Consider the following 16,892-nt stretch of genomic DNA (forward strand, 5'->3'; position numbering starts at 1 on the left):
TGAGGATAAAAATATGGAAGCGAGTAACGTAGCACTGGTATTACCAGCGCCTTCCTTGTTAACGCCTTCTTCCACTCCATCTCCCTCCGGGGAGGGAATGGGTACTGAATCAATGCTTCTGTTATTTGATGATATCTGGATGAAGCTAATGGAGCTTGCCAAAAAGCTGCGCGATATCATGCGCAGCTATAACGTAGAAAAACAACGACTGTCCTGGGAACTGCAAGTCAATGTTTTGCAGACGCAAATGAAAACAATTGATCAAGCGTTTAAAGCATCAATGATTACTGCGGGTGGCGCCATGTTGTCGGGAGTGCTGACGATAGGATTAGGGGCTGTAGGCGGGGAAACCGGTCTTATAGCGGGTCAAGCCGTAGGACACACCGCTGGGGGAGTCATGGGCCTGGGGGCCGGTGTAGCGCAACGTCAAAGTGATCAAGATAAAGCGATTGCCGACCTGCAACAAAATGGGGCCCAATCTTATAATAAATCCCTGACGGACATTATGGAGAAAGCAACTGAAATTATGCAGCAAATCATCGGCGTGGGGTCGTCACTGGTCACGGTTCTTGCTGAAATACTCCGGGCATTAACGAGGTAAATATGGTGCAAGAAATAGAGCAATGGTTGCGTCGGCATCAGGTGTTTACTGAGCCTGCATATTTAGGGGAGACCGCCATATTACTTGGGCAGCAGTTTATATTATCGCCTTACCTGGTGATCTATCGTATTGAGGCAAAAGAAATGATTATTTGTGAGTTTAGACGCCTGACGCCCGGGCAACCTCGACCACAGCAATTGTTTCACTTACTGGGACTTTTACGCGGGATATTTGTGCATCACCCGCAGTTAACATGTTTAAAGATGTTGATAATCATCGACGTTCTGGATGAAAAAAAAGCTATGCTACGCAGGAAATTATTGCGCATCCTGACAGTAATGGGAGCGACCTTTACACAGCTTGATGGCGATAACTGGACAGTTTTATCCGCCGAGCATCTTATCCAGCGACGTTTTTAAATGACCTTCCTGACGTAAATCATTATCACGTGAAAATAACAATCAATAGGTATGATGATGAAAGAAGATCAGAAAAATAAAATACCCGAAGACATTCTGAAACAGCTATTATCCGTTGATCCGGAAACCGTTTATGCCAGTGGTTACGCCTCATGGCAGGAGGGGGATTATTCGCGCGCCGTAATCGATTTTAGTTGGCTGGTGATGGCCCAGCCATGGAGTTGGCGTGCCCATATTGCATTGGCTGGCACCTGGATGATGCTTAAAGAATACACGACGGCCATTAATTTCTATGGACATGCCTTGATGCTGGATGCCAGCCATCCAGAACCGGTTTACCAAACGGGCGTCTGTCTCAAAATGATGGGGGAACCCGGGTTGGCGAGAGAGGCTTTTCAAACCGCAATCAAGATGAGTTATGCGGATGCCTCATGGAGTGAGATTCGCCAGAATGCGCAAATAATGGTTGATACTCTTATTGCTTAAATAACAGAACGAAATATGAAAATTCATATTCCGTCAGCGGCAAGTAATATAGTCGATGGTAATAGTCCTCCTTCCGATATACAAGCGAAGGAGGTATCGTTTCCTCCCCCTGAAATTCCAGCGCCTGGCACCCCCGCAGCCCCTGTGCTGCTTACGCCTGAGCAAATAAGGCAGCAGAGGGATTATGCTATACATTTTATGCAATATACTATTCGTGCGCTGGGTGCGACAGTCGTGTTTGGGTTATCGGTTGCTGCAGCGGTAATTTCTGGCGGGGCAGGATTACCCATTGCTATTCTTGCGGGGGCGGCGCTCGTGATTGCTATTGGGGATGCTTGCTGTGCGTATCATAATTATCAATCGATATGTCAGCAAAAGGAGCCATTACAAACCGCCAGTGATAGCGTTGCTCTTGTGGTCAGTGCGCTGGCCTTAAAATGTGGGGCAAGTCTTAACTGCGCTAACACCCTTGCTAATTGTCTTTCTTTATTAATACGTTCAGGAATCGCTATTTCTATGTTGGTTTTACCCCTACAGTTTCCACTGCCCGCGGCTGAAAATATTGCGGCCTCTTTGGACATGGGGAGTGTAATTACCTCCGTTAGCCTGACGGCGATAGGTGCGGTACTGGATTATTGCCTTGCCCGCCCCTCTGGCGACGATCAGGAAAATTCTGTTGATGAACTTCATGCCGATCCCAGTGCGTTATTGGCGGAACAAATGGCAGCGCTCTGTCAATCTGCTACTGCACCTGCATTAATGGACAGTTCTGGTCATACATCTCGGGGAGAACCATGAAACCTGTTAGCCCAAATGCTCAGGTAGCAGGGCAACGTCCTGTTAACGCGCCTGAGGAATCACCTCCATGTCCCTCATTGCCACATCCGGAAACCAATATGGAGAGTGGTAGAATAGGTCCTCAACAAGGAAAAGAGCGGTTATTGGCCGGACTTGCGAAACGAGTGATAGAGTGTTTTCCAAAAGAAATTTTTAGTTGGCAAACGGTTATTTTGGGCGGACAGATTTTATGCTGTTCCGCTGGAATAGCATTAACAGTGCTAAGTGGTGGAGGCGCGCCGCTCGTAGCCCTGGCAGGGATTGGCCTTGCTATTGCCATTGCGGATGTCGCCTGTCTTATCTACCATCATAAACATCATTTGCCTATGGCTCACGACAGTATAGGCAATGCCGTTTTTTATATTGCTAATTGTTTCGCCAATCAACGCAAAAGTATGGCGATTGCTAAAGCCGTCTCCCTGGGCGGTAGATTAGCCTTAACCGCGACGGTAATGACTCATTCATACTGGAGTGGTAGTTTGGGACTACAGCCTCATTTATTAGAGCGTCTTAATGATATTACCTATGGACTAATGAGTTTTACTCGCTTCGGTATGGATGGGATGGCAATGACCGGTATGCAGGTCAGCAGCCCATTATATCGTTTGCTGGCTCAGGTAACGCCAGAACAACGTGCGCCGGAGTAATCGTTTTCAGGTATATACCGGATGTTCATTGCTTTCTAAATTTTGCTATGTTGCCAGTATCCTTACGATGTATTTATTTTAAGGAAAAGCATTATGGATATTGCACAATTAGTGGATATGCTCTCCCACATGGCGCACCAGGCAGGCCAGGCCATTAATGACAAAATGAATGGTAATGATTTGCTCAACCCAGAATCGATGATTAAAGCGCAATTTGCCTTACAGCAGTATTCTACATTTATTAATTACGAAAGTTCACTGATCAAAATGATCAAGGATATGCTTAGTGGAATCATTGCTAAAATCTGAAGTTATTAGCGACGATGTTCGACGGTTGCTGCTGGAAATCATGTTTGCGGGCGTTAACCATAGCCTGATTTCCCAGGTACATGCGATGTTACCAGCGCTAACGGTTATTGTTCCGGATAAAAAATTACAGTTGGTATGTCTGGCATTATTGTTGGCGGGTTTAAATGAGCCGCTAAAAGCCGCGAAAATTTTATCGGATATTGATTTGCCAGAGGCTATGGCGCTGCGTCTGTTATTTCCTGCACCAAATGAGGGGTTTGAAAATTGAATATTTCTGATATGAGCGTAGTGCCTGTAAGCACTCAATCTTATGTAAAGTCCTCTGCAGAACCGAGCCAGGAGCAAATTAATTTTTTTGAACAATTGCTGAAAGATGAAGCATCCACCAGTAACGCCAGTGCTTTATTACCGCAGGTTATGTTGACCAGACAAATGGATTATATGCAGTTAACGGTAGGCGTCGATTATCTTGCCAGAATATCAGGCGCAGCATCGCAAGCGCTTAATAAGCTGGATAACATGGCATGAAGGTTCATCGTATAGTATTTCTTACTGTCCTTACGTTCTTTCTTACGGCATGTGATGTGGATCTTTATCGCTCATTGCCAGAAGATGAAGCGAATCAAATGCTGGCATTACTTATGCAGCATCATATTGATGCGGAAAAAAAACAGGAAGAGGATGGTGTAACCTTACGTGTCGAGCAGTCGCAGTTTATTAATGCGGTTGAGCTACTTAGACTTAACGGTTATCCGCATAGGCAGTTTACAACGGCGGATAAGATGTTTCCGGCTAATCAGTTAGTGGTATCACCCCAGGAAGAACAGCAGAAGATTAATTTTTTAAAAGAACAAAGAATTGAAGGAATGCTGAGTCAGATGGAGGGCGTGATTAATGCAAAAGTGACCATTGCGCTACCGACTTATGATGAGGGAAGTAACGCTTCTCCGAGCTCAGTTGCCGTATTTATAAAATATTCACCTCAGGTCAATATGGAGGCCTTTCGGGTAAAAATTAAAGATTTAATAGAGATGTCAATCCCTGGGTTGCAATACAGTAAGATTAGTATCTTGATGCAGCCTGCTGAATTCAGAATGGTACCTGATGTACCCGCGAGACAAACATTCTGGATTATGGACGTGATCAACGCCAATAAAGGGAAGGTGGAGAAGTGGTTGATGAAATACCCTTATCAGTTGATGTTATCGTTGACAGGACTGTTATTAGGAGTGGGCATCCTGATCGGCTATTTTTGCCTGAGACGCCGTTTTTGAGCCGACCTGATCCCGAGGTGTTGCAACTTTATCGTTATTTCTGGCAACCTGCTCGTTACGCTGTACCGGAATGGCTGGATAAGCTGGGTTTTCATCCTTCAAACTGCTGGCGTTATGGCGATCGGCCCGAGTTGGATCGTCTTCTTGACAGAGCGTTAAATAGACTAAGAGGAAGCTCTGTTATTCCAGCCTGTTTAAATGACAGGCAAAAACGGCAGGTTCGTCTTGCGCCGCGTATATCGGCATTTGCCTTTGGGCTGGGATTATTCAAACTCAGGTGTAGTGACTATTTTATGCTACCAGAGTATCGGCAATTGCTTCTACAGTGGTTTAGCGAGGATGAGATCTGGCAGCTATATGGTTGGTTGGGGCAAAGAGATGGCAAATTACTTCCTCCGCAAGTGATGCAACAAACTGCATTGCAGATCGGTACCGCCATTCTTAATCGGGAAGCGCATGACGATGCGGTTTTACATGCGCTATTAGTATTATTACCCCCTCCGCAGCGTATACTTTGGCCGAAGACTTCTCTTACCGAGATTATCTTCATGGAGCATTTGCTATGAGTTTTACTTCACTTCCTCTGACGGAAATTAACCATAAGCTACCCGCTCGAAATATTATTGAGTCACAGTGGATAACATTACAATTAACTTTATTTGCGCAAGAGCAACAAGCTAAGAGCGTTTCACATGCTATTGTGAGCTCCGCTTACCGTAAGGCTGAAAAAATCATCCGAGACGCCTATCGTTATCAGCGTGAACAGAAAGTTGAGCAGCAACAAGAACTAGCGTGCTTGCGTAAAAATACGCTGGAAAAAATGGAAGTGGAATGGCTGGAACAGCATGTAAAACATTTACAAGACGATGAAAATCAATTTCGTTCATTGGTCGATCACGCAGCGCATCATATTAAAAATAGTATAGAACAGGTTCTGTTGGCCTGGTTCGACCAACAGTCGGTAGACAGTGTTATGTGCCATCGTCTGGCACGCCAGGCCACGGCTATGGCGGAAGAGGGAGCGCTTTATTTGCGTATTCATCCTGAAAAAGAGGCATTGATGCGTGAAACTTTTGGCAAGCGGTTTACGTTGATTATCGAGCCTGGTTTCTCTCCCGATCAGGCTGAACTTTCCTCAACACGATATGCCGTTGAGTTTTCACTTTCTCGTCATTTCAACGCGTTACTGAAATGGTTACGTAATGGTGAAGATAAAAGAGGTCGCGATGAATATTAAAATTAATGAGATAAAAATGACGCCCCCTACAGCATTTACCCCTGGCCAGGTTATAGAGGAACAAGAGGTTATTTCGCCTTCAATGTTAGCTCTCCAGGAGTTACAGGAAACGACGGGGGCAGCGCTCTATGAGACGATGGAAGAAATAGGAATGGCGCTGAGTGGTAAACTGCGCGAAAGTAATAAATTCATTGATGCTGAGAAACTGGAGCGCAGACAGCAGGCTTTGCTGCGTTTGATAAAACAAATACAGGAGGATAATGGGGCAACGTTGCGTCCGCTTACCGAAGAGAATAGTGATCCTGATTTACAGAATGCGTATCAAATTATCGCTCTTGCAATGGCGCTTACTGCCGGCGGGTTGTCAAAAAAGAAAAAACGCGATTTGCAATCGCAACTGGATACGCTTACAGCGGAGGAGGGATGGGAACTTGCCGTTTTTAGTTTACTGGAACTTGGCGAAGTGGATACCGCTACGCTGTCCTCTCTGAAACGTTTTATGCAACAGGCGATAGACAACGATGAAATGCCCTTATCGCAGTGGTTCAGACGCGTGGCAGACTGGCCGGATCGCTGTGAACGGGTCCGTATTTTGCTAAGAGCCATAGCCTTTGAACTTAGCATATGCATCGAACCTTCGGAGCAAAGTCGTCTGGCCGCAGCATTAGTACGTTTGCGTCGTTTGCTGTTATTCCTTGGCCTTGAAAAAGAGTGCCAGCGTGAGGAGTGGATTTGCCAGTTGCCGCCTAATACATTACTGCCGCTACTACTCGATATCATTTGTGAGCGCTGGCTTTTCAGTGATTGGTTGCTTGATAGACTTACCGCTATAGTTTCTTCATCGAAGATGTTCAATCGGTTACTCCAACAACTTGATGCGCAGTTTATGCTGATACCCGATAACTGTTTTAACGACGAAGATCAACGTGAACAAATTCTCGAAACGCTTCGTGAAGTAAAGATAAATCAGGTTTTATTCTGATACCTGGCTTTCAATATTTAGGTAAATTGGCTTTCTGGCTCATCATGAGGCGTCAGGATGGATTGGGATCTCATTACTGAACGTAATATTCAGCTTTTTATTCAATTAGCAGGATTAGCTGAACGGCCTTTAGCAACCAATATGTTCTGGCGGCAAGGACAATATGAAACCTATCTAAACTATCATAACGGTCGTATTCACTTATGTCAGATACTCAAGCAAACCTTCTTAGACGAAGAACTGCTTTTTAAAGCGTTGGCTAACTGGAAACCCGCAGCGTTCCAGGGTATTCCTCAACGATTATTTTTGTTGCGCGATGGGCTTGCAATGAGTTGTTCTCCACCTCTTTCCAGCTCCGCCGAGCTCTGGTTACGATTACATCATCGACAAATAAAATTTCTGGAGTCGCAATGCGTTCATGGTTAGGTGAGGGAGTCAGGGCGCAACAGTGGCTCAGTGTATGCGCGGGTCGGCAGGATATGGTTCTGGCGACGGTGTTATTAATCGCTATTGTGATGATGCTGTTACCTTTGCCGACCTGGATGGTTGATATCCTGATTACTATCAACCTTATGTTTTCAGTGATCCTGCTCTTAATTGCTATTTATCTTAGTGACCCTCTCGATTTATCGGTATTTCCGTCTTTATTACTTATTACTACATTATATCGTTTGTCACTCACAATCAGCACATCACGGCTGGTACTGTTACAACATAATGCCGGTAATATTGTGGATGCTTTCGGTAAGTTTGTCGTAGGAGGAAATCTCACCGTTGGGTTGGTCGTATTTACCATCATTACTATCGTGCAATTTATTGTCATTACAAAAGGTATCGAGAGGGTGGCGGAAGTTAGCGCACGTTTCTCGCTTGATGGGATGCCAGGCAAACAAATGAGTATCGATGGCGATTTGCGTGCCGGAGTTATCGATGCAGACCATGCCCGTACATTAAGACAGCATGTCCAGCAGGAAAGCCGCTTTCTCGGTGCGATGGACGGTGCGATGAAATTTGTTAAAGGCGATACGATTGCCGGTATTATTGTTGTTCTGGTGAACATTATCGGCGGTATCATTATCGCTATCGTACAATATGATATGTCGATGAGTGAGGCTGTTCACACTTATAGCGTACTGTCAATCGGAGATGGTTTATGTGGGCAAATTCCATCGCTGCTGATTTCCCTTAGCGCGGGAATTATTGTCACCCGTGTCCCGGGTGAGAAACGCCAGAACCTGGCGACAGAGTTGAGTTCTCAAATTGCCAGACAACCTCAGTCGCTCATATTAACCGCTGTGGTTTTAATGCTCCTCGCTTTAATTCCTGGCTTTCCTTTTATCACTCTCGCTTTCTTTTCAGCGTTGTTAGCATTGCCAATTATCCTCATTCGCCGCAAAAAGTCTGTGGTTTCCGCAAATGGCGTCGAAGCACCGGAAAAAGATAGTATGGTTCCCGGCGCATGTCCTCTAATCTTACGTCTTAGCCCGACGTTACATTCTGCCGACCTGATTCGTGATATTGACGCCATGAGATGGTTTTTATTTGAGGATACCGGCGTCCCTCTCCCTGAGGTGAATATTGAGGTTTTGCCTGAACCCACCGAAAAATTGACGGTACTGCTATATCAGGAACCCGTATTTAGTTTATCTATTCCCGCTCAGGCGGATTATTTATTGATAGGCGCGGACGCTAGTGTGGTGGGTGACAGCCAGACGTTACCGAACGGGATGGGGCAGATCTGTTGGCTTACAAAAGACATGGCCCATAAGGCGCAAGGTTTTGGACTGGACGTTTTCGCGGGCAGCCAACGTATCTCTGCCTTATTAAAATGTGTCCTGCTTCGGCATATGGGAGAGTTTATTGGTGTTCAGGAAACGCGTTATCTAATGAATGCGATGGAAAAAAACTACTCTGAGCTGGTGAAAGAGCTTCAGCGCCAGTTACCCATTAATAAAATCGCTGAAACTTTGCAACGGCTTGTATCAGAGCGGGTTTCTATTAGAGATTTACGTCTTATTTTCGGCACCTTAATTGATTGGGCGCCACGTGAAAAAGATGTCCTGATGTTGACAGAATATGTCCGTATCGCGCTTCGCCGTCATATTCTGCGTCGTCTTAATCCGGAAGGAAAACCGCTGCCGATTTTGCGGATCGGCGAAGGTATTGAGAACCTCGTGCGTGAATCCATTCGCCAGACGGCAATGGGGACCTATACTGCGCTGTCGTCTCGTCATAAGACGCAGATCCTGCAACTTATCGAGCAGGCGCTGAAGCAGTCAGCCAAATTATTCATTGTCACTTCTGTCGACACCCGACGTTTCTTGCGAAAAATTACAGAAGCCACCTTGTTCGACGTACCGATTTTGTCATGGCAGGAATTAGGAGAGGAGAGCCTTATACAAGTGGTAGAAAGTATTGACCTTAGCGAAGAGGAGTTGGCGGACAATGAAGAATGAATTGATGCAACGTCTGAGGCTGAAATATCCGCCCCCCGATGGTTATTGTCGATGGGGCCGAATTCAGGATGTCAGCGCAACGTTGTTAAATGCGTGGTTGCCTGGGGTATTTATGGGCGAGTTGTGCTGTATAAAGCCTGGGGAAGAACTTGCTGAAGTCGTGGGGATTAATGGCAGCAAAGCTTTGCTATCTCCTTTTACGAGTACTATCGGACTTCACTGCGGGCAGCAAGTGATGGCCTTAAGGCGACGCCATCAGGTTCCCGTGGGCGAAGCGTTATTAGGGCGAGTCATTGATGGTTTTGGTCGTCCCCTTGATGGCCGCGCACTGCCCGACGTCTGCTGGAAAGACTATGATGCAATGCCTCCTCCCGCAATGGTTCGACAGCCTATCACTCAACCATTAATGACGGGGATTCGCGCTATTGATAGCGTTGCGACCTGTGGCGAAGGGCAACGAGTGGGTATTTTTTCTGCTCCTGGCGTGGGGAAAAGCACGCTTCTGGCGATGCTGTGTAATGCTCCAGACGCAGACTGCAATGTTCTGGTGTTAATTGGTGAACGTGGACGAGAAGTCCGCGAGTTCATCGATTTTACACTGTCTGAAGAGACCCGAAAACGTTGTGTCATTGTCGTCGCAACCTCTGACAGACCCGCCTTAGAGCGCGTGAGGGCGCTGTTTGTGGCCACCACGATAGCAGAATTTTTTCGCGATAATGGAAAGCGAGTCGTCTTGCTTGCCGACTCACTGACGCGTTATGCCAGGGCCGCACGGGAAATCGCTCTGGCCGCCGGAGAGACCGCGGTTTCTGGAGAATATCCGCCAGGCGTATTTAGTGCATTGCCACGACTTTTAGAACGTACAGGAATGGGGGAAAAAGGCAGCATTACCGCATTTTATACGGTACTGGTGGAAGGCGATGATATGAATGAGCCGTTGGCGGATGAAGTCCGTTCACTGCTTGACGGACATATTGTGCTATCCCGACGGCTTGCAGAGAGGGGGCATTATCCTGCCATTGACGTGTTGGCAACGCTCAGCCGCGTTTTTCCAGTCGTTACCAGCCATGAGCATCGTCAACTGGCGGCGATATTGCGACGGTGCCTGGCGCTTTACCAGGAGGTTGAACTATTAATACGCATTGGGGAATACCAGCGAGGAGTTGATACAGATACTGACAAAGCCATTGATACCTATCCGGATATTTGCACATTTTTGCGACAAAGTAAGGATGAAGTATGCGGACCCGAGCTACTCATAGAAAAATTACACCAAATACTCACCGAGTGATCATGGAAACTTTGCTGGAGATAATCGCGCGGCGTGAAAAGCAATTACGCGGCAAACTTACCGTACTTGATCAGCAGCAACAGGCGATTATTACTGAACAGCAGATTTGCCAGACGCGCGCTTTAGCAGTGTCTACCAGACTGAAAGAATTAATGGGCTGGCAAGGTACGTTATCTTGTCATTTATTGTTGGATAAGAAACAACAAATGGCCGGGTTATTCACTCAGGCGCAGAGCTTTTTGACGCAACGGCAGCAGTTAGAGAATCAGTATCAGCAGCTTGTCTCCCGGCGAAGCGAATTACAGAAGAATTTTAATGCGCTTATGAAAAAGAAAGAAAAAATTACTATGGTATTAAGCGATGCGTATTACCAAAGTTGAGGGAAGTCTTGGGTTGCCATGCCAGTCTTATCAGGATGATAACGAGGCGGAGGCGGAACGTATGGACTTTGAACAACTCATGCACCAGGCATTACCCATTGGTGAGAATAATCCTCCTGCAGCATTGAATAAGAACGTGGTTTTCACGCAACGTTATCGTGTTAGTGGCGGTTATCTTGACGGTGTAGAGTGTGAAGTCTGTGAATCAGGGGGGCTAATCCAGTTAAGAATCAATGTCCCTCATCATGAAATTTACCGTTCGATGAAAGCGCTAAAGCAGTGGCTGGAGTCTCAGTTGCTGCATATGGGGTATATAATTTCCCTGGAGATATTCTATGTTAAGAATAGCGAATGAAGAGCGTCCGTGGGTGGAGATACTTCCAACGCAAGGCGCTACCATTGGTGAGCTGACATTGAGTATGCAACAATATCCAGTACAGCAAGGGACATTATTTACCATACATTATCATAATGAGCTGGGTAGGGTGTGGATTGCAGAACAATGCTGGCAGCGCTGGTGTGAAGGGCTAATTGGCACCGCTAATCGATCGGCTATCGATCCTGAATTGCTATATGGAATAGCTGAATGGGGGCTGGCGCCGTTATTGCAAGCCAGTGATGCAACCCTCTGTCAGAACGAGCCGCCAACATCCTGCAGTAATCTACCACATCAGCTAGCGTTGCATATTAAATGGACAGTTGAAGAACATGAGTTCCATAGCATTATTTTTACATGGCCAACGGGTTTTTTGCGCAATATAGTCGGAGAGCTTTCTGCTGAGCGACAACAGATTTATCCTGCCCCTCCTGTAGTAGTCCCTGTATATTTAGGCTGGTGCCAGCTTACGTTAATTGAACTTGAGTCTATCGAAATCGGCATGGGCGTTCGGATTCATTGCTTTGGCGACATCAGACTCGGTTTTTTTGCTATTCAACTACCTGGGGGGATCTACGCGAGGGTGTTGCTGACAGAGGATAACACGATGAAATTTGATGAATTAGTCCAGGATATCGAAACGCTACTTGCGTCAGGGAGTCCAATGTCAAAGAGTGACGGAACATCTTCAGTAGAACTTGAGCAGATACCACAACAGGTGCTCTTTGAGATCGGACGTGCGAGTCTGGAAATTGGACAATTACGACAACTTAAAACGGGGGACGTTTTGCCTGTAGGTGGATGTTTTGCGCCAGAGGTGACGATAAGAGTAAATGACCGTATTATTGGGCAAGGTGAGTTGATTGCCTGTGGCAATGAATTTATGGTGCGTATTACACGTTGGTATCTTTGCAAAAATACAGCGTAAACCTGATAAGAAAAATAATATGCGAACAATATAATAGCGTTCCAGGTCGTGTCATGAGAGATACAGTATGTCTTTACCCGATTCGCCTTTGCAACTGATTGGTATATTGTTTCTGCTTTCAATACTGCCTCTCATTATCGTCATGGGAACCTCTTTCCTTAAACTGGCGGTGGTATTTTCGATTTTACGAAATGCTCTGGGTATTCAACAAGTTCCCCCAAATATCGCACTGTATGGCCTCGCGCTTGTACTTTCCTTATTCATTATGGGGCCGACGCTATTAGCTGTAAAAGAGCGCTGGCATCCGGTTCAGGTCGCTGGCGCTCCTTTCTGGACGTCTGAGTGGGACAGTAAAGCATTAGCGCCTTATCGACAGTTTTTGCAAAAAAACTCTGAAGAGAAGGAAGCCAATTATTTTCGGAGTTTGATAAAACGAACCTGGCCTGAAGACATAAAAAGAAAGATAAAACCTGATTCTTTGCTCATATTAATTCCGGCATTTACGGTGAGTCAGTTGACGCAGGCATTTCGGATTGGATTACTTATTTATCTTCCCTTTCTGGCTATTGACCTGCTTATTTCAAATATACTGCTGGCTATGGGGATGATGATGGTATCGCCAATGACCATTTCATTACCGTTTAAGCTGCTAATATTTTTACTGGCAGGCGGTTGGGATCTGACACTGGCGCAATTGGTACAGAGCTTTTCATGAATGATTCTGAATTGACGCAATTTGTAACGCAACTTTTATGGATCGTCCTTTTTACGTCTATGCCGGTGGTGTTGGTGGCATCGGTAGTTGGTGTCATCGTAAGCCTTGTTCAGGCCTTGACTCAAATACAGGACCAAACGCTACAGTTCATGATTAAATTATTGGCAATTGCAATAACCTTAATGGTCAGCTACCCATGGCTTAGCGGTATCCTGTTGAATTATACCCGGCAGATAATGTTACGAATTGGAGAGCATGGTTGAATGGCACAACAGGTAAATGAGTGGCTTATTGCATTGGCTGTGGCTTTTATTCGACCATTGAGCCTCTCTTTATTACTTCCCCTATTAAAAAGTGGCAGTTTAGGGTCCGCGATTTTACGTAATGGCGTGCTTATGTCACTTACCTTTCCCATATTACCAATCATTTACCAGCAGAAGATTATGATGCATATTGGTAAAGATTACAGCTGGTTAGGGTTAGTCACCGGAGAGGTGATTATTGGTTTTTTAATTGGGTTTTGTGCGGCGGTTCCCTTTTGGGCCGTTGATATGGCGGGGTTTCTGCTTGATACTTTACGTGGCGCGACAATGGGTACGATATTCAATTCTACAATAGAAGCTGAAACCTCACTTTTTGGCTTGCTTTTCAGCCAGTTCTTGTGTGTTATTTTCTTTATAAGCGGCGGCATGGAGTTTATATTAAACATTCTGTATGAGTCATATCAATATTTACCACCAGGGCGTACTTTATTATTTGACCGGCAATTTTTAAAATATATCCAGGCAGAGTGGAGAACGCTTTATCAATTATGCATCAGCTTCTCTCTTCCTGCCATAATATGTATGGTATTAGCCGATCTGGCTTTAGGTCTTTTAAATCGGTCGGCACAACAATTGAATGTGTTTTTCTTCTCAATGCCGCTCAAAAGTATATTGGTTCTACTGACGCTCCTGATCTCATTCCCTTATGCTCTTCATCACTATTTGGTTGAAAGCGATAAATTTTATATTTATCTAAAAGACTGGTTTCCATCTGTATGAGCGAGAAAACAGAACAGCCTACAGAAAAGAAATTACGTGATGGCCGTAAGGAAGGGCAGGTTGTCAAAAGTATTGAAATAACATCATTATTTCAGCTGATTGCGCTTTATTTGTATTTTCATTTCTTTACTGAAAAGATGATTTTGATACTGATTGAGTCAATAACTTTCACATTACAATTAGTAAATAAACCATTTTCTTATGCATTAACGCAATTGAGTCATGCTTTAATAGAGTCACTGACTTCTGCACTGCTGTTTCTGGGCGCTGGGGTAATAGTTGCTACTGTGGGTAGCGTGTTTCTTCAGGTGGGGGTGGTTATTGCCAGCAAGGCCATAGGTTTTAAAAGCGAGCATATAAATCCGGTAAGTAATTTTAAGCAGATATTCTCTTTACATAGCGTAGTAGAATTATGTAAATCCAGCCTAAAAGTTATCATGTTATCTCTTATCTTTGCCTTTTTCTTTTATTATTATGCCAGTACTTTTCGGGCGCTACCGTACTGTGGGTTAGCCTGTGGCGTGCTTGTGGTTTCTTCTTTAATAAAATGGTTATGGGTAGGGGTGATGGCTTTTTATATCGTCGTTGGCATACTGGACTATTCTTTTCAATATTATAAGATTAGAAAAGATCTAAAAATGAGTAAAGATGACGTAAAACAAGAGCATAAAGATCTGGAGGGCGACCCTCAAATGAAGACACGGCGTCGGGAAATGCAGAGTGAAATACAAAGTGGGAGTTTAGCTCAATCTGTTAAACAATCTGTTGCGGTAGTGCGTAATCCAACGCATATTGCGGTTTGTCTTGGCTATCATCCCACCGATATGCCAATACCACGCGTCCTGGAAAAAGGCAGTGATGCTCAAGCTAACTATATTGTTAACATCGCTGAACGCAACTGCATCCCCGTTGTTGAAAATGTTGAGCTGGCCCGCTCATTATTTTTTGAAGTGGAACGCGGAGATAAAATTCCTGAAACGTTATTTGAACCCGTTGCAGCCTTGTTACGTATGGTGATGAAGATAGATTATGCGCATTCTACCGAAACACCATAAATGCTTTTGGTATGCTTCTTCAGGCCACTGCGAAGGTTAAGAGGGTAATAGCGTATAGAGCAGTGCTTGACGATAAAGGTGAGAGACTGAAAATAATCGCTTTTAGCCTGGCACAAGCACCAGATAGCGTATTATAAAATTAAACAAGATAATGGATTGGTGCGTCTGAATGGACTCGAACCATCGACCCCCACCATGTCAAGGTGGTGCTCTAACCAACTGAGCTACAGACGCATTAAAATGATGGTGCGTTCAATTGGACTCGAACCAACGACCCCCACCATGTCAAGGTGGTGCTCTAACCAACTGAGCTATGAACGCAACGTTGTAGGTGACAACGGGGACGAATATTAGCGTCACAACCGCAATGAGGCAAGAGGGAAATCGCAATTTTCTTCCTGAAATCACCTGATTGCGGTGGAAATATGCAACATGTCGAGAAAATAGCCGCCATGCGACGGCTATCGTCGTATTATCGCGCAGCGCGCTGCAAAATGATGGCGGACGGCTGACGTTGTAGATAGCGCATCCGTAGCATCATTAACACCGCCGCCGAGGTCAGGCCGATGATGAACCCCATCCAGAAGCCTGCCGGTCCCATACGATCCACCACCAAATCCGTTAACGCCAGGATATAACCGCTGGGTAAACCTAACACCCAGTAGGCGGTAAAGGTGATAAAAAAGATGGAACGCGTATCTTTATAACCGCGCAGAATACCGCTGCCGATAACCTGTATAGAGTCGGAAATCTGGTAAACCGCAGCGAGCAGCATTAATTGCGCGGCAAGCGCCACGACCTCAGGGTTGTCATTGTAGAGCAAAGCAATATGCTTACGCAGAGTAACGGTAAAAATAGCGGTAACCACAGCCATACAAATGCCGACGCCTAAACCGGTACGCGCTGCGGTTTGCGCATCCAGCGTTGAGCCCTGGCCCAGACGATAACCCACTCGAATCGTTACCGCCGCAGCCAGCGACATCGGCAGTACGAACATCAGCGAGCTAAAGTTAAGCGCAATCTGATGACCGGCGACATCCACAATACCTAATGGCGAAACCAGCAGCGCAACGACCGCAAATAACGTCACTTCAAAGAACAGCGCCAGCGCAATCGGCAACCCCAGTTGAATCAGGCGCTTCATGACGACGCTATCAGGTTTGCCAAAGCCTTTTTCATTACGAATATCACGCATTGAACGCGCGTGTTTAATGTAAGAAAGCATGGCGATAAACATCACCCAATAGACCGCCGCAGTCGCAACGCCGCAGCCGATACCGCCGAGTTCCGGCATACCAAAATGGCCATAGATAAAAATATAGTTCACCGGAATATTCACCAGCAGGCCCAAAAATCCCATCACCATACCCGGTTTGGTTTTGGCCAGACCTTCGCACTGGTTTCGCGCTACCTGAAAGAAAAGGTATCCTGGCGCGCCCCACAGCAGCGCGCGAAGATAACCCACGGCTTTATCGGCCAGCGCCGGATCAATATTATGCATAGAGCGGATAATGTATCCGGCATTCCACAGGACGATCATCACCAGCACGGAGACAAAGCCCGCCAGCCAGAACCCTTGTCGAACCTGATGCGCGATACGCTCACGACGGCCGGAGCCATTGAGTTGCGCAATCACAGGCGTCAAGGCCAGCAGTAAGCCGTGACCAAACAAAATGGCGGGAAGCCAGATAGAGGTGCCGATAGCGACGGCAGCCATGTCCGTAGCGCTATAGCCTCCCGCCATGACGGTATCGACGAATCCCATTGCGGTCTGTGCCACTTGCGCAAGGATCACCGGTATCGCTAACGCTAATAACTGACGCGCTTCACTGGTATACTTCTGCACGTATTCACCT

At 45.9% G+C, this 16,892-nt stretch carries 23 protein-coding genes and 2 tRNA genes; 22 read left to right on the plus strand and 3 right to left on the minus strand.

The genetic code is table 11. The features are described 5' to 3' along the window. The first annotated feature begins 13 nt into the window (after positions 1-13). The 22 genes from sseD (at position 14) to ssaU (ending at position 15,036) form a co-directional block, all read left to right on the plus strand. The gene (gene sseD, locus ACLJTG_RS01345; protein ID WP_000388329.1) at positions 14-601 is read left to right on the plus strand and encodes an SPI-2 type III secretion system translocon protein SseD; all 588 of its coding nucleotides are present in this window, start codon (positions 14-16) and stop codon (positions 599-601) included. A gap of 2 nt (positions 602-603) precedes the next feature. Beyond that, positions 604-1,020, plus strand: a complete 417-nt coding sequence (gene sseE / locus ACLJTG_RS01350; RefSeq protein WP_021000295.1) for an LcrR family type III secretion system chaperone SseE — start codon at positions 604-606, stop codon at positions 1,018-1,020. Positions 1,021-1,071: 51 nt separating this feature from the next. Further along, a complete protein-coding gene (gene sscB, locus ACLJTG_RS01355) occupies positions 1,072-1,506 on the plus strand; it encodes a SycD/LcrH family type III secretion system chaperone SscB (protein WP_000979963.1) in 435 nt (144 codons plus the stop codon). Positions 1,507-1,521: 15 nt separating this feature from the next. After that, the gene (sseF, locus tag ACLJTG_RS01360; RefSeq protein WP_000690717.1) at positions 1,522-2,304 is read left to right on the plus strand and encodes a type III secretion systems effector SseF; all 783 of its coding nucleotides are present in this window, start codon (positions 1,522-1,524) and stop codon (positions 2,302-2,304) included. Beyond that, on the plus strand, positions 2,301-2,990 hold the full coding sequence (sseG, locus tag ACLJTG_RS01365; protein ID WP_000805835.1) for a pathogenicity island 2 effector protein SseG: 690 nt from the start codon (positions 2,301-2,303) through the stop codon (positions 2,988-2,990). The genes sseF and sseG overlap by 4 nt, the downstream gene beginning before the upstream one ends. 93 nt (positions 2,991-3,083) lie before the next feature. Further along, a complete protein-coding gene (ssaG, locus tag ACLJTG_RS01370; protein ID WP_000350226.1) occupies positions 3,084-3,299 on the plus strand; it encodes a type III secretion system needle filament protein SsaG in 216 nt (71 codons plus the stop codon). Further along, positions 3,277-3,567 carry an EscG/YscG/SsaH family type III secretion system needle protein co-chaperone gene (locus ACLJTG_RS01375; protein WP_000444713.1) on the plus strand — a complete coding sequence of 97 codons (291 nt, stop codon included), beginning with the start codon at positions 3,277-3,279 and terminating at the stop codon, positions 3,565-3,567. Before ssaG ends, ACLJTG_RS01375 begins: the two co-directional genes overlap by 23 nt. 11 nt (positions 3,568-3,578) lie before the next feature. Continuing rightward, positions 3,579-3,827, plus strand: coding sequence for a SctI family type III secretion system inner rod subunit SsaI (ssaI, locus tag ACLJTG_RS01380; protein ID WP_001574409.1), 249 nt, complete (start codon positions 3,579-3,581; stop codon positions 3,825-3,827). Next, positions 3,824-4,573 (plus strand): SPI-2 type III secretion system apparatus lipoprotein SsaJ, encoded by a 750-nt coding sequence (gene ssaJ / locus ACLJTG_RS01385; RefSeq protein ID WP_000862878.1) that lies wholly within the window; start codon positions 3,824-3,826, stop codon positions 4,571-4,573. The genes ssaI and ssaJ overlap by 4 nt, the downstream gene beginning before the upstream one ends. Before the next feature lie 17 nt (positions 4,574-4,590). After that, positions 4,591-5,139: a type III secretion system domain-containing protein gene (locus tag ACLJTG_RS01390; RefSeq protein WP_001531605.1), complete on the plus strand. Its 549-nt coding sequence runs from the start codon at positions 4,591-4,593 to the stop codon at positions 5,137-5,139. Beyond that, positions 5,136-5,810, plus strand: coding sequence for an SPI-2 type III secretion system apparatus protein SsaK (gene ssaK / locus ACLJTG_RS01395; protein WP_000011212.1), 675 nt, complete (start codon positions 5,136-5,138; stop codon positions 5,808-5,810). The genes ACLJTG_RS01390 and ssaK overlap by 4 nt, the downstream gene beginning before the upstream one ends. Further along, positions 5,776-6,792 carry an SPI-2 type III secretion system apparatus protein SsaL gene (ssaL, locus tag ACLJTG_RS01400; RefSeq protein WP_000238879.1) on the plus strand — a complete coding sequence of 339 codons (1,017 nt, stop codon included), beginning with the start codon at positions 5,776-5,778 and terminating at the stop codon, positions 6,790-6,792. Before ssaK ends, ssaL begins: the two co-directional genes overlap by 35 nt. Before the next feature lie 57 nt (positions 6,793-6,849). Continuing rightward, entirely contained in the window at positions 6,850-7,218 is a 369-nt protein-coding gene (ssaM, locus tag ACLJTG_RS01405; RefSeq protein ID WP_000383702.1) for an SPI-2 type III secretion system apparatus protein SsaM, read from the plus strand. Continuing rightward, entirely contained in the window at positions 7,203-9,248 is a 2,046-nt protein-coding gene (ssaV, locus tag ACLJTG_RS01410) for an SPI-2 type III secretion system apparatus protein SsaV (protein WP_001258231.1), read from the plus strand. The genes ssaM and ssaV overlap by 16 nt, the downstream gene beginning before the upstream one ends. Then, positions 9,238-10,539: a SctN family type III secretion system ATPase SsaN gene (gene ssaN / locus ACLJTG_RS01415; RefSeq protein WP_021000298.1), complete on the plus strand. Its 1,302-nt coding sequence runs from the start codon at positions 9,238-9,240 to the stop codon at positions 10,537-10,539. Before ssaV ends, ssaN begins: the two co-directional genes overlap by 11 nt. A 2-nt stretch (positions 10,540-10,541) precedes the next feature. Next, the gene (ssaO, locus tag ACLJTG_RS01420) at positions 10,542-10,919 is read left to right on the plus strand and encodes an SPI-2 type III secretion system apparatus protein SsaO (protein ID WP_000449089.1); all 378 of its coding nucleotides are present in this window, start codon (positions 10,542-10,544) and stop codon (positions 10,917-10,919) included. After that, positions 10,900-11,274 (plus strand): SPI-2 type III secretion system apparatus protein SsaP, encoded by a 375-nt coding sequence (ssaP, locus tag ACLJTG_RS01425; protein WP_001223304.1) that lies wholly within the window; start codon positions 10,900-10,902, stop codon positions 11,272-11,274. Before ssaO ends, ssaP begins: the two co-directional genes overlap by 20 nt. Beyond that, complete coding sequence (gene ssaQ / locus ACLJTG_RS01430) at positions 11,255-12,223, plus strand: SPI-2 type III secretion system cytoplasmic ring protein SsaQ (protein ID WP_000944187.1); 969 nt, start codon at positions 11,255-11,257, stop codon at positions 12,221-12,223. The genes ssaP and ssaQ overlap by 20 nt, the downstream gene beginning before the upstream one ends. A gap of 67 nt (positions 12,224-12,290) precedes the next feature. After that, a complete protein-coding gene (gene ssaR / locus ACLJTG_RS01435) occupies positions 12,291-12,938 on the plus strand; it encodes an SPI-2 type III secretion system export apparatus protein SsaR (protein ID WP_000056368.1) in 648 nt (215 codons plus the stop codon). Beyond that, on the plus strand, positions 12,935-13,201 hold the full coding sequence (ssas, locus tag ACLJTG_RS01440; RefSeq protein WP_000999982.1) for an SPI-2 type III secretion system apparatus protein SsaS: 267 nt from the start codon (positions 12,935-12,937) through the stop codon (positions 13,199-13,201). Before ssaR ends, ssas begins: the two co-directional genes overlap by 4 nt. Beyond that, a complete protein-coding gene (gene ssaT / locus ACLJTG_RS01445; protein WP_000068768.1) occupies positions 13,202-13,981 on the plus strand; it encodes an SPI-2 type III secretion system apparatus protein SsaT in 780 nt (259 codons plus the stop codon). Next, positions 13,978-15,036 carry an SPI-2 type III secretion system apparatus protein SsaU gene (gene ssaU / locus ACLJTG_RS01450; RefSeq protein WP_001291715.1) on the plus strand — a complete coding sequence of 353 codons (1,059 nt, stop codon included), beginning with the start codon at positions 13,978-13,980 and terminating at the stop codon, positions 15,034-15,036. Before ssaT ends, ssaU begins: the two co-directional genes overlap by 4 nt. 157 nt (positions 15,037-15,193) lie before the next feature. Here ssaU and ACLJTG_RS01455 read toward each other — a convergent pair. The 3 genes from ACLJTG_RS01455 to mdtK all read right to left on the minus strand — a co-directional run bounded on the left by ACLJTG_RS01455 (position 15,194) and on the right by mdtK (position 16,882). After that, a tRNA-Val gene (locus tag ACLJTG_RS01455) sits at positions 15,194-15,270 on the minus strand. 10 nt (positions 15,271-15,280) lie between these two features. Further along, a tRNA-Val gene (locus tag ACLJTG_RS01460) sits at positions 15,281-15,357 on the minus strand. Positions 15,358-15,508: 151 nt separating this feature from the next. After that, positions 15,509-16,882, minus strand: coding sequence for a multidrug efflux MATE transporter MdtK (gene mdtK / locus ACLJTG_RS01465; RefSeq protein ID WP_001175077.1), 1,374 nt, complete (start codon positions 16,880-16,882; stop codon positions 15,509-15,511). Positions 16,883-16,892 lie beyond the last annotated feature (10 nt).

Origin of the sequence: Salmonella sp. SAL00672 (assembly GCF_046552175.1) — a bacterium.
GTDB lineage: Bacteria > Pseudomonadota > Gammaproteobacteria > Enterobacterales > Enterobacteriaceae > Salmonella > Salmonella enterica.

Bases quoted from the DNA above. Each gene is read 5' to 3' on its own strand.
- sseD (WP_000388329.1), top strand. From the start codon at position 14: ATGGAAGCGAGTAACGTAGCACTGGTATTACCAGCGCCTTCCTTGTTA.
- sseE (WP_021000295.1), top strand. From the start codon at position 604: ATGGTGCAAGAAATAGAGCAATGGTTGCGTCGGCATCAGGTGTTTACT.
- sscB (WP_000979963.1), top strand. From the start codon at position 1,072: ATGATGATGAAAGAAGATCAGAAAAATAAAATACCCGAAGACATTCTG.
- sseF (WP_000690717.1), top strand. From the start codon at position 1,522: ATGAAAATTCATATTCCGTCAGCGGCAAGTAATATAGTCGATGGTAAT.
- sseG (WP_000805835.1), top strand. From the start codon at position 2,301: ATGAAACCTGTTAGCCCAAATGCTCAGGTAGCAGGGCAACGTCCTGTT.
- ssaG (WP_000350226.1), top strand. From the start codon at position 3,084: ATGGATATTGCACAATTAGTGGATATGCTCTCCCACATGGCGCACCAG.
- ssaI (WP_001574409.1), top strand. From the start codon at position 3,579: ATGAGCGTAGTGCCTGTAAGCACTCAATCTTATGTAAAGTCCTCTGCA.
- ssaJ (WP_000862878.1), top strand. From the start codon at position 3,824: ATGAAGGTTCATCGTATAGTATTTCTTACTGTCCTTACGTTCTTTCTT.
- ssaK (WP_000011212.1), top strand. From the start codon at position 5,136: ATGAGTTTTACTTCACTTCCTCTGACGGAAATTAACCATAAGCTACCC.
- ssaL (WP_000238879.1), top strand. From the start codon at position 5,776: ATGGTGAAGATAAAAGAGGTCGCGATGAATATTAAAATTAATGAGATA.
- ssaM (WP_000383702.1), top strand. From the start codon at position 6,850: ATGGATTGGGATCTCATTACTGAACGTAATATTCAGCTTTTTATTCAA.
- ssaV (WP_001258231.1), top strand. From the start codon at position 7,203: ATGCGTTCATGGTTAGGTGAGGGAGTCAGGGCGCAACAGTGGCTCAGT.
- ssaN (WP_021000298.1), top strand. From the start codon at position 9,238: ATGAAGAATGAATTGATGCAACGTCTGAGGCTGAAATATCCGCCCCCC.
- ssaO (WP_000449089.1), top strand. From the start codon at position 10,542: ATGGAAACTTTGCTGGAGATAATCGCGCGGCGTGAAAAGCAATTACGC.
- ssaP (WP_001223304.1), top strand. From the start codon at position 10,900: ATGCGTATTACCAAAGTTGAGGGAAGTCTTGGGTTGCCATGCCAGTCT.
- ssaQ (WP_000944187.1), top strand. From the start codon at position 11,255: ATGTTAAGAATAGCGAATGAAGAGCGTCCGTGGGTGGAGATACTTCCA.
- ssaR (WP_000056368.1), top strand. From the start codon at position 12,291: ATGTCTTTACCCGATTCGCCTTTGCAACTGATTGGTATATTGTTTCTG.
- ssas (WP_000999982.1), top strand. From the start codon at position 12,935: ATGAATGATTCTGAATTGACGCAATTTGTAACGCAACTTTTATGGATC.
- ssaT (WP_000068768.1), top strand. From the start codon at position 13,202: ATGGCACAACAGGTAAATGAGTGGCTTATTGCATTGGCTGTGGCTTTT.
- ssaU (WP_001291715.1), top strand. From the start codon at position 13,978: ATGAGCGAGAAAACAGAACAGCCTACAGAAAAGAAATTACGTGATGGC.